This is a genomic window from Pedobacter hiemivivus (genome assembly GCF_005144565.1).
Taxonomy (GTDB): Bacteria; Bacteroidota; Bacteroidia; order Sphingobacteriales; family Sphingobacteriaceae; genus Pedobacter; species Pedobacter hiemivivus.
This window is the reverse complement of the sequence record NZ_SWDX01000004.1, coordinates 251841-263695: the sequence shown is the minus strand read 5'-3', so window position 1 is coordinate 263695 and position 11855 is coordinate 251841. Positions and strand designations below refer to the sequence as shown.

Annotated in this window: 10 protein-coding genes; 3 read left to right on the top strand and 7 right to left on the bottom strand. The window is 39.2% G+C overall.

Going from position 1 to position 11855, the window contains the following annotated elements:
- Positions 1-46 precede the first annotated feature (46 nt).
- Positions 47-1444: an alpha/beta hydrolase family protein gene (locus tag FBD94_RS11520; RefSeq protein WP_169472283.1), complete on the top strand. Its 1398-nt coding sequence runs from the start codon at positions 47-49 to the stop codon at positions 1442-1444.
- 15 nt (positions 1445-1459) lie between these two features.
- On the opposite strand, the gene FBD94_RS11515 is transcribed toward FBD94_RS11520, so the two are convergent.
- On the bottom strand, positions 1460-3274 hold the full coding sequence (locus FBD94_RS11515) for a MutS-related protein (protein ID WP_131609955.1): 1815 nt from the start codon (positions 3272-3274) through the stop codon (positions 1460-1462).
- Positions 3275-3367: 93 nt separating this feature from the next.
- On the opposite strand from FBD94_RS11515, the gene rlmH reads away from it, so the two are divergent.
- The gene (gene rlmH / locus FBD94_RS11510; protein WP_131609956.1) at positions 3368-3841 is read left to right on the top strand and encodes a 23S rRNA (pseudouridine(1915)-N(3))-methyltransferase RlmH; all 474 of its coding nucleotides are present in this window, start codon (positions 3368-3370) and stop codon (positions 3839-3841) included.
- A 267-nt stretch (positions 3842-4108) separates the two neighbouring features.
- Here rlmH and FBD94_RS11505 read toward each other — a convergent pair whose 3' ends face one another.
- The gene (locus FBD94_RS11505; RefSeq protein ID WP_131609957.1) at positions 4109-4642 is read right to left on the bottom strand and encodes a DUF5606 family protein; all 534 of its coding nucleotides are present in this window, start codon (positions 4640-4642) and stop codon (positions 4109-4111) included.
- Positions 4643-4668: 26 nt separating this feature from the next.
- Complete coding sequence (locus FBD94_RS11500) at positions 4669-5130, bottom strand: peptidylprolyl isomerase (RefSeq protein ID WP_131609958.1); 462 nt, start codon at positions 5128-5130, stop codon at positions 4669-4671.
- Positions 5131-5333: 203 nt separating this feature from the next.
- Here FBD94_RS11500 and FBD94_RS11495 point away from each other — a divergent pair, with 203 nt between their 5' ends.
- Positions 5334-6074, top strand: a complete 741-nt coding sequence (locus tag FBD94_RS11495; RefSeq protein ID WP_131609959.1) for an SDR family NAD(P)-dependent oxidoreductase — start codon at positions 5334-5336, stop codon at positions 6072-6074.
- 7 nt (positions 6075-6081) lie between these two features.
- Here the strand turns inward: FBD94_RS11495 and FBD94_RS11490 are convergent, their stop codons facing one another.
- The 4 genes from FBD94_RS11490 to FBD94_RS11475 form a co-directional block, all read right to left on the bottom strand.
- On the bottom strand, positions 6082-7095 hold the full coding sequence (locus FBD94_RS11490) for a LacI family DNA-binding transcriptional regulator (RefSeq protein WP_131609960.1): 1014 nt from the start codon (positions 7093-7095) through the stop codon (positions 6082-6084).
- A gap of 83 nt (positions 7096-7178) precedes the next feature.
- Positions 7179-8855 carry a sodium/sugar symporter gene (locus FBD94_RS11485; RefSeq protein ID WP_131609961.1) on the bottom strand — a complete coding sequence of 559 codons (1677 nt, stop codon included), beginning with the start codon at positions 8853-8855 and terminating at the stop codon, positions 7179-7181.
- 54 nt (positions 8856-8909) lie between these two features.
- Positions 8910-10241: a xylose isomerase gene (gene xylA / locus FBD94_RS11480; RefSeq protein WP_131609962.1), complete on the bottom strand. Its 1332-nt coding sequence runs from the start codon at positions 10239-10241 to the stop codon at positions 8910-8912.
- 23 nt (positions 10242-10264) lie between these two features.
- Complete coding sequence (locus FBD94_RS11475; RefSeq protein WP_131609963.1) at positions 10265-11740, bottom strand: xylulokinase; 1476 nt, start codon at positions 11738-11740, stop codon at positions 10265-10267.
- Positions 11741-11855: the final 115 nt, after the last annotated feature.

The window sequence follows — 11855 nt, the reverse complement described above, 5'->3', positions numbered from 1 at the left end:
TCATTTTTAAATGCAACATATCATAATAAAGTTTAATTTACATCATATGATTAAAAGTATACATTCAACAATAGCGTTAATATTATTAAGTAGCACTTTGTTTGCTCAGGAACCTATTGGAACATGGTACGGCACATTAAACATCCAGGGAACTTCATTACCTCTGGTTTTCCATATTATAAAAGCCGGAAGCGAATATGTCACGACAATGGATAGCCCTCAGCAAGGTGCAAAAAGTATGCCTACCAGTAAAACTACTTTTACAAATAAGACTTTGACCGTTGAGGCATCAAACATTGGAATGAAATACACAGGAACTTATATACCTGACAGCAATAAAATAAACGGAACTTTTGAACAGAAAACAATACGCACAATGCTAGTGCTGAACACCAAACAGGAAAAGCAAACAAGGCCCCAAGACCCTAAAGATTTCCCTTATAAACAAGAAGAAGTAACTTTTACAAACACTGCTGGCGGAAGTAATCTTGCTGGCACATTGACCCTGCCGGCCAATGGCAAAGCCAGTAAAATTGTAGTCTTAATATCTGGTTCAGGTCCACAGAACCGGGATGAAGAATTGGCACCTTTTAATCACCGCCCATTCCTTGTACTTAGCGATTACTTAACCAGACAAGGTATTGCCGTACTAAGGTATGACGACAGAGGAATTGGCAAATCAACAGGCATTTTTTCTAAAGCAACTACAGCCGACTTTGCCGATGATGCAGAAACTGCAGTAAAGTACATACTTTCCAGACCTGACCTTAAAACTATGACTATCGGGCTTGTAGGCCATAGCGAAGGAGGCATGATTGCACCCATTGTTGCCAGTCGCAATCCAAACGTAAAATTCCTCGTTTTAATGGCGGGACCGGGCATTCCAATAGCGCAGTTATACGCACAGCAGATTGGCGATGCAATGAAGCTTGCAGGTGTTCCTGCCGATGAGGTCGTACAAAAAATGGCCTCCAATTTAAAGATATTTACAGCGATGAATGATGTCAAAGATCTTCCATTACCACATGCAGAGGCTCAAGTTGAGCTTTCATTACGCAAAGAACTCGATTTGGAGCCACTAGAGAGCCTAGATAGAACGGCTAAAGAATCCATCGTTCAACAAACCCTTAATCAATATAAAACACCATGGTTCAGGTACTTCATCAGCTTTGATCCTGCAGTTTATTTGACGAAGGTAAAATGCCCTGTTTTAGCCCTTAATGGCACCCTTGACTTCCAGGTAGAAAGTGCTGCAAATTTAGCTGGCATTAAGGCCGGACTACAAAAAGCAGGAAACAAACGTTTTGAAATTGTTCCAATGGAGGGGCTAAACCATTTGTTCCAAAAGGCAAATACAGGAGCAGAATCAGAATATGGAAATGTTGAAGAGACGCTCAACCCTGCGGCCCTTCAAAAAATTTCAAGCTGGATGAATGGTATATAATGAACAGCGTACTGCTTAATTCAAACTTAAGCCGATCTGCTTTAATAAAATCGCCGCGTTAAAAGTTGTACAAGGCCCATGTTTTATTTTGTAATCGAAATTCATTTCTCCTTCAGAGATCTGTATATCGAAATGGTAGTTTCTAACCTGATGTGCATGATCAGCTTCCATTTCGGACAATTGCAAATCGTGTGTGGCAAATAAAGCAGGAGTTTTTTGCTCAATTAATTTCTCTATAAAAACTTTTGAACCAAGGTATTTGTCCTTGCTATTTGTCCCCCTAAGCATCTCATCGATCAGCACAAAAGAATTTGGATTAGACTGTATCGCATCCAAAATCATTTTAAGCCGGTTTAACTCAGCTTTAAACGTCGAAGTTTGGTCGTTCAATGAATCTTTGATTCGCATGTAGGAAAGGACTTTAAAGATAGACAGCGACATTTGCTCAGCGCATACCGGAGCACCAGCAAAGGCCAAAGTCATATTAATGCCTACAGTTCTCAGAAAAGTACTTTTACCTGCCATGTTAGAGCCAGTCACAATGTCGACTGTAGGTGCAGCTTCAAATTTAAAACTATTGTATACCCTTACCTGCTCCGGAATAAGCGGATGCCCTAGTGCTGTAGCTTTTAAATGAAAAGCAGATGCTATTTCCGGGAAGGTCCATTCTGGTTGATTATGGGTCAATGTGGCAAAAGAAATCAACTCTTCAAACTTTCCGATCCTGTTCATCCCTTCTATCGTTTGCTCTGCAGATTGATCGTGCCAGTTACACAATGAAATAGAACACCTTAAATCCCACAGCGCAAAAAGATTCAGGGCCATGCCCACAATTATATTCAATCTGGCATCAAAGGCCTGAATAATGGAAGATAGCTTAAGGATTTGCTTACTAATAGGTACAACAGCCTTTCCTTCACCAAAAAACTGTCGTATATAAGTACTTTTCCAGCTTACATCTTCCGTCCACTTAATGGTATCTGCAAAGGCGCCCAACAAACTTGATTCTCGGCTAAAACCGTTATGTATCAAATTAATGTGGCGCATATTAAAAATGATTAAGCTCGCGTTAAACAGGGCAACAGCCGCAAAAAGCTGCCATACCCAACCACCAAACACATTACCTAATATAAATACACCAATCGTAATAAAAGGAACAACCTTAACATACAAGCGCAATGATTTCTTGCGGGTAAATTTTAACTGCTCTGGCAATTGATCCTGAAGTTTATTGATGATCACCTGCAGTTGCCCTGGTTTATGATTTTGAAGCTCTGCCCGAAAATGGAAAGTCTCGTCAATGTGACTTTTTAATTCTACAATCGCTTCCTGTCTTTGTTGGATAGTCAACTGATCATTGGGCTGATTTAGATTAGCAGCCAAAATATCCATCCCTTGCTGTATATTACAGCGATTAATAAATGAATATAAAGAACCCTGACCAAAGATATCTAAGTCTGAAGTATAGGGATGATATTCATCTGCATAGGCTTCTCCATTGTTATAACCATTTTTACCACCGCTTAACTGATCAATCTCATTTTGATAAACCCATAGCAATTTACCGGCATAGGTTAATTGTTTCTGTACAACAGTTTGTTTTTTTACTAGAAATAGGAATGCAATTAAAGGTGCACATAACAACACCGCAAACGGCCACCCAAAACCAAAATTAATAATCAAAGCAATGATCAGGATTTCCGCGATGAATAGTCCTAACCGAGAAAATGAGATGTTATTTAACTTACGTTTAAGGCGATCAACCTCGGTTTGTTGCTTGTCTGCATTATTTTGATAGTCGGCTAAGATGCTATGTTTTGTTTTTACCATTATATTTGATTTCCTTAATAATTTATTGGGTCAAGCTTTGACTATGGTCAAGATTAGATGTTACGGATTGTTTAGATGATAAAGATAAAATAAATGAAGATTACTTTACTGGTTGTAGGAAAAACAGAAGATAAGTACCTGATTGAGGGTATTGAGAAATACCTGAGCAGGTTGAAACATTACATTAACTTTAACCTATTGGTTATACCGGAAATAAAGAACACGAAAAACTTAAGTGAGGCGCAGCAAAAATCAAAAGAAGCAGAACTGATCCACAAACAGATTAGCAATCTCGATACCGTGATTTTAATGGATGAAAAGGGGAAGAAATATACTTCGGTGGCTTTTTCAAATTATCTAAACAAACAGATGATTGGGAGTGTTCAGCATTTGATATTCATTATTGGCGGACCTTATGGCTTTGATGAGAGTATATATAAACGAGCCAATGGCAGCATGTCGCTTTCAGACATGACCTTCTCTCATCAAATGGTGAGATTGTTCTTTGTAGAGCAGCTTTATAGGGCATTCAGCATCTTAAAAGGTGAACCCTATCACCACGAATAATTTGAAATTGATTTGTGGAAACTGAAGCCACAGCACATCATTAAACAAAAGGAGGTTATTATGCGTTTACCGTCGGATTATAAAAGAGACTATAAATTTAAAAGCAATAAAAGCAGGGATAGAATGAATTACATCATTGCTATCATCATATCGGCCATTGCATTTTTGCTGATTTGGTATTTATTTTAAAACGCAAACTGGCGGCAAAAACAAAAGGATACCTTGTGGGTACCCTTTTGTAAAATGATTAAGATCAATTAAGGCTAACTAAACACCTTTTTTACTTGTCATACTAGCTTTTTTAGCTGGCTGAGCAGTTTTGCTTGGCGCTTTTGCGTTTGATGGCTTAACTGCAGCTTTAGGTTTTTTATCTACCTCAGCTTTCAATGCTTCATGTTCCTCGCTTAAAGCAGGAGCTTCTTCACTAAATAAAGGCAGATCTTTAAGAATGTGGAACCAGCTTACAATTTTCTTCATATCTGAAGCGTAAACTTTCTCTTCATCATGGCCTGGTGCTACTTCCTTAAAAAAGGTTTTTAACACAGCTGAATCTGCTTTTGCATCAGGAACATTTCCTTTAGCGGCAGTCATATTTGCTAAAACATCAATTAATTTTAAATCCTCATCCTCACCATATACCGTAATATCTTCCAATGACGCCAGTTTAGTTGAAGTCATATTGGCTATAATTTTAACTTTCTGTGCGTCCAGACTTTCAAGAACATATCCTGCTTTATTCTGACCAACAAGTTTAAACAACCCTGGTCTTCCAGATACTGCTACAATTCCTCTTAAATTCATATCGTTTGTTTTTGAGAAGTTTAGAATTAATCTTCTATTACTTCAATACTTAAAATCTTATCGCCTTGTTTAATATCGTCAACAATATCAACATTCTCAATCACTTTACCAAAGCAAGTATGATTTCTGTCAAGGTGTGCTGTATTGTCTCTGCTGTGGCAAATAAAGAACTGTGAACCACCAGTATTTCTTCCGGCGTGAGCCATAGATAATACGCCACGTTCGTGGTGTTGGTTTTCTCCTGTTAATTCGCAATCAATTTTATAACCTGGACCACCTGTGCCTGCTAAGTGTGCTGTAGCAGCATCTTTAGAGTTAGGACATCCTGCCTGAACAACGAAATTAGGGATCACCCTGTGAAATGTTACTCCATTATAAAAACCTTCGTTAGCTAATTTTTTAAAGTTGGCAACTGTATTTGGTGCATCCTGATCGTAAAACTGAACGGTCATGTCACCTTTATCTGTTTTAATTATTGCTTTGCTCATGATAAAATTTTATAAACGGCAAACTTAGAGAAATTTGCGCTGATATGCAAAAGACAGTGCGCTAATCAAAAGGATAGCTGTTTTTAATATTTCAAATATTTATGCAACCGATTGTAACTTTAAAAAAATAGCCTTACTTTGGTCATCCCAAATATAACGTCCTCCAAAATTTAACGCATCACCACAAAGAAAAAAACAATAAAATGAATAAACAGATTGCCATAGTAACAGGCGGTGGAGCTGGATTGGGTCTAGCCATCAGCAAAAAATTGATTCAGGAAGGTCTGTATGTCATCATGATCGGTAGAAATGAAGATAAATTAAAAACTGCTGCTGCCGAATTTGGGGAGCTATGTAGCTATCGTGTATTTGATCTTCAAAACCTTGCAGGTATTCCGGCGCTTATTGAAGAGATTCATGCCTCATTTGGAAAGATTGACGTGCTGGTAAACAATGCTGGCATTAATATGAAAAAGCCTTTTATCGAGGTGACAGATGAAGATTTTGCAAATGTAATTCAAGTCAATTTATCTGCAGTATTTAGCATTAGTCGCGAAGTGGTAAAAAAAATGATTGATGCACAAAGTGGCGCTATTGTAAACATTAGTTCGATGGCAGCGCAATACGGCATCCCAAAAGTAATTGCATATTCGGCAGCGAAGACAGGAATAGAAGGAATGACAAGGGCAATGGCTACTGAACTTTCGCCATTAGGAATCAGGATCAACTGCGTTGCTCCTGGCTTTATAAAAACAGCGATGTCTGCCAAAGCATTAGATGCCGATCCAGAGAGAAAAAACAAGGTATTTTCCAGAACGCCAATGGCAAAAATGGGTGAGCCCGAAGATGTTGCCGACGCGGTTTACTTTCTAAGTTCGGCTAGTGCAAAGTATATCACCGGCGTAGTAATGCCTGTTGATGGAGGAAACTCAATCGGATTTTAACAAAAAATTATAATTCTGTTGATTGTCTTTCTACGATTGTAGGTTCCAGAATAACGTTACGGATGTCATCGTAAGGGTTATCCTGTTTGATCATTTGTAAAAACAGTTCAGCACAATCCTGTCCCATCTGATTCGGATGTTGATCCACCGTAGATAAACTCGGCGTGATATAGGCTGAAAAAGCTTCATTCGCAAACCCGATTACCCCTATCTTCGGTGGAACCAGGTTAACCTCCTTTAGCTTCTTAATCACCCCAAGAGCAGTAAAGTCATCCCCAGCAATAATAGCATCGGGCATATTATCGCCACGTAAAAGTCTGCCAGCACCATATCTTCCATCTTTTATGGACAAGCCACCAAAAATGAGTTGCGCTTCATTCACAGGCAAGTTATTCACTTTCATGGCTTCTCTATAACCTTCCAAACGATCATTAAAAATTTGGATCTGGTGAATAGTAGTTACAAAAGCGATGCGCTTATAGCCTTGATCAATGAGATGTTGAGTTGCTAAAAAACCTGCCCGAAAATCGTTCAGGGTAACGGTTGGGACTTTTAGTTTTGGGCTAATTCTATCAAAAAGAATGAGGGGTTTATTCTGATTTATAATCTCTTGAAAATGTGACACTTCGTTAGTCTCTAGTGACATTGAAGCCATAATCCCATCTACCTGAGCCTCAAGCAGCGTTTTTACACCTTTAATCTCATTTTCGACAGATTCATTAGATTGGTATAGGATGATTCTGTAACCGCTATCTTTTAATCCTTCTTCTATGCTATGGATAATTGAAGCAAAAAAATGTGCCTGAACGCTTGGCACAATTACACCGACAATATAAGTTTTCCCTGATTTAAGAGCAGAAGCTAGCTTATTAGGACTATAGTTAAGTCTTTTCGCTACATCAATTACGCTTTGTCTTGTTGATTCACTAATTGCAGGAAAACCGCTAAGCGCCCTGGACACTGTTGAAACTGTAATGTTCAGTTCCTTAGCAATATCGTATATAGTTGTTTTTTTCTTCAAAATCTGGGGAATAGCAAATTTGTGCAAGTATAATAAAAAGACCGTTATTTGGCATTAGAAACACCAAATAACGGTTAGTATTATTACCAGTATACACTATAAAGTGCGACAAGAATGCCCACTATAATTAAAGCTCCAACAGCAAAACCTGTAGAAGTTTTGAACATAGTTGCATCAATTTCAAGTCCTTTAGCATCTTCCTCACCTTTGTTTTCTACCAGACTGATGATAATCATTCCGATCACACAGAATAAAAACACAAAGCCCATTCTGTCTAAGAAAGGTATTTCATAAATACCAGCCGAACCTTTAACTGCAAAGCCGAATTCCGACAACCAGGAAAGATCGACCATACCAGGTAAAAACTTAAGCAATAAAGAAAGTCCAAAACCACCTATAGTAGCAAATAGGGCTGCATTAGATGTCGTTTTTTTCCAGAAGAATCCTAGAATAAACATGGCAAAAATACCTGGTGATACAAAGCCTGTATATTCTTGAATGTACTGGAAACCGCCCTTTTTGTCAATTCCCAAATGCGGAGCAATCAGTACGCCCAAAATCATGGCTGCTATAATCGCAATTTTACCTGTTACCACTAGATTAGCTTCCGTAGCATCAGGTTTAATTACTTTTTTATAAATGTCCAACGTAAATATAGTCGCAATACTGTTTGCCTTTCCAGCCAGAGAAGCCACTACCGCAGCAGTAAGTGCTGCAAAAGAAAGCCCTTTTAATCCGGCAGGTAAAAGATTAAGTAATACAGGATACGCGCGGTCAGGATTTACAGAACCATCTTGAAGCATTTCGGTTTGAAAGGCTCCATCCTTATATAGCACGTAAGCAGCTATACCAGGCAATACTACGATAATAGGCATCAATAACTTTAAAAACGCAGCGAATAAAATACCCGAACGAGCTGTTTTCAGATCAGCTCCTAAAGCACGTTGCGTGATATACTGGTTACAACCCCAGTAGTTCAAGTTCACAATCCACATCCCCCCTACAAGCACACTCAGTCCCGGAAGGTCGATATAATTTTCATTATCTGGTTTCAGTACCATGTGGAAATGCTCAGAAGCCTTACTGGTCATCAACTTATAACCATCTAAAATCCCTGTTGTTCCATAATGTTCTGAGACTAAACTAAGGGCCAGATAAGTGGTGGCCAATCCACCAAGGATTAAAAAGAATACCTGGATCACGTCAGTATAGCCAATAACCTTCATTCCACCCAAGGTAATGATGATCGCAAACGCTGCGATAGCATACATACAAAGATCGAGGTTGAAGCCCGAAATACTGCTTACCGCCAATGCGCCCAAGTACAGGATAGAGGTTAGATTAACCACTACATACAACAGCAACCAGAAAACAGCCATGATCATCGCTACCGTTCCATTATACCTTTGATGAAGGAATTGGGGCATGGTAGAGATTTTATTTTTCAGGTATACCGGAATAAAGAAAACGGCTACTACAATAAGTGTTGCCGCAGCCATCCATTCATAGGTAGCAATTGCGAGCCCCATTTTAAAGCCTGAGCCACTCATCCCGATAAATTGTTCGGCCGAAATGTTTGAGGCGATTAGAGAAGCTCCAATAGCCCACCAGGTAAGGGAGCCTTCTGCAAGAAAATAATCCTTAGAACCGCTGGCGGCAGATTTTTTCTTATTGTAAATATAGAGCCCATAAGCCGCTACAATTACAAAGTAAATTAAGAATACGATATAATCTTTCGTATCCAGCACGTTGGTTTTCATCAATTTGGTTTAGTTAGGTTTAATAATCGGTTACAAACTACGATTAAAATAAATTTAAATATAGCGATTGATTAAATTTTCCAAGTATTCTTGTTTCCCACTGCGCACTTCAGGCTCACCTTGTTGTACAGCATAGTTCCTTAAATCTTCCATACTTAACTTCCCTTGCTCAAATTCGGCCCCCTTACCACTGTCAAAAGAAGCGTAGCGATCGGCCCTTATAGTTTTATAATCTGACTTTTGAAGAATGGCATCTGCGGTTACCAAGGCGCGGGCAAAAATATCCATACCGCCAACATGTGCATAAAAAAGATCGGCAGGATCAGTTGAATTACGGCGAATCTTGGCATCAAAGTTAACACCACCACCTTTTAAACCACCACCTTCTAAAATAATCAGCATCGCTTCAGTTAATTCATTGATGTCATTAGGAAATTGATCTGTATCCCAACCATTTTGGTAATCTCCTCTATTTGCATCAATTGAACCCAATAAACCACTATCCACTGCAACCTGTAATTCATGCTGGAAGGTATGTCCGGCTAAAGTTGCATGGTTCACTTCCAGATTAAGTTTAAAATCAGCTAGCAAATCATATTCCTGTAAAAAGCCCCTTACTGTTGCTGCATCGTAATCATACTGATGTTTAGATGGCTCACATGGCTTTGGCTCAATAAAAAATGTGCCTTTAAAACCTTGTTTGCGTGCATAATCTTTAGCGGTATGTAAGAACTTAGCCAAATGCTCCTGCTCACGTTTCATATTGGTATTCAATAAGCTCATATAGCCTTCTCTTCCACCCCAAAAAACATAATTCTCTCCACCTAATGCAATTGTTGCATCTAAAGCAGCTTTAACCTGCGCCGCACCGTGTGCAAGTACATGAAAATCTGGGTTGGTTGATGCCCCGTTCATGTAACGTTTGTGGCTAAATAGATTGGCTGTTCCCCAAAGTAATTTCACGCCACTACTGGCTTGTTTTTCCTTCGCATACTCCACCAAAGCTTGCAATCTTCGCTCGTTTTCAGCAATATCATCGCCATAATCTACCACATCCACATCATGGAAACAGTAATAAGGCAATTGCATCTTCGTAATAAATTCAAAGGCAGCATCCATTTTATCTTTTGCCCTTTCTACCACATCTTTCTTTTCATCCCATGGAAAAATGTGTGTAGCGCCACCAAAAGGATCCGCACCATTTCCATTAAATGAATGCCAATAAGCACAAGCAAATTTAAAATGCTCGTTCATGGTTTTTCCTGCTACAACTCTATTTGCATCATACCATCTAAAAGCCAGCGGATTATCGCTATTCAGCCCTTCAAATTGTATCTGATCAATTCCCTTAAAAAATTCCTTTGCTCCTGTTACTACTTTTGTCATGTTGATATATTTTTTGATTCTAATTATAATGCTTTGTTTAAAAGGCTTTTCCATTCAGCGTATATGGGCTCGTAGGCCTCAGAATTTTTAGGCTCCAAATACCTGATCAGCTCATGTTGTGTAAATGCCGCTTCAGGGCTTTCAAAAATCCCCGCTCCAATACCTGCTCCAAGTGCCGCTCCTACGCTACCATCATTTTCATAGAGCTCTACCGGAACGCCGGTTACATCGACAAATGTTTGTGCAAATACCTCACTTAAAAATAAGTTAGCCATGCCTGCCCTGATCACCTTTGGTTGCATTCCATTTTCGCGCATAATATCAAGCCCATAGCGAAATGCAAACGCGATGCCCTCCTGTACTGCTCTAAAAATTTCAGCTTGTTTATGTAAATTGAGGTCGATGCCCAACAATTGTGCTCCTGTATATTTATTATTCAGCATCCGTTCGGCACCATTGCCAAAAGGCAATACTTTTAATCCTTTACTTCCAATGGGTGCTGTAGCTGCAAGATCATTAAGTGCAGCATAGGACAAATGAGGTGCAAAATTATGTTTTGCCCATCTGTACATACTTCCTGTACCGTTGATACATAACAATACACCAGTATGTTTTTGCTCCTTAGCATAAGTAACATGTGCAAAAGTGTTCACCCTCGACTCTGGATCGTAAGTCAGCTCATTGCTTACCCCATAAATTACGCCCGAAGTTCCGGCGGTAGCTGCAACTTCGCCTGGCTTAAGCACATTTAGAGACAAAGCATTGTTAGGCTGATCACCAGACTTATAAGAAACCGGGATCCCTTGCTGCAATCCCAATAACGCAGCTACATCAGCTTTAAGGGATCCATGGATAGAGAAGAGTGGTTTAATGTCGGGGATTAATTTTTGATCAATTCCATAATGTTCCATTACTTCTTTAGACACTTCATCCTTGTCAAAATTCCAAAACACACCTTCAGATAATGATGCAATACTGGTCGTAATCTTCCCTGTGAATTTCATGGCAATGAAATCCCCCGGCAGCATTACTTTATCGGTCTGGCTGTAGATCTCAGGCTCGTTGTTCTTTACCCAGGCCAGCTTAGAAGCTGTAAAATTACCCGGAGAATTTAGCATCTCCTGTAAACACTTATCATGTCCTATGGCATCAAAAGCTTGCGCCCCCAAGTCTACCGCCCTACTATCACACCAAATGATGCTATCGCGCAAAACGTTTTGTTCTTTGTCAACAATCACCAAACCGTGCATCTGATAAGCGATACCTATCGCCTTAATATCCTTAGGATTAAAGATTCCTGTTGCATTTAATTGAAGAATAGCATGAACAGCATTTTGCCACCAGTCAACAGGTGATTGCTCCGCCCATCCAGATTTAAGGGATTTGATTTCCACTTCCTCTTCGGGATATTGAGCCGTAGCCACCCGCTTCTGGGTATCCACATCAACAACTGAAACTTTAATAGAAGATGTGCCTATATCGAGGCCTAATAAATACATATCATTTGGTTTAATAATTAATCGTGCAACCGTTTGCATAAAGGTAATTGTAAATTCATAAATCCCAACTTATTTTGCATAAAAATTGTATTTATTTTTGACCGATGAAAATAAA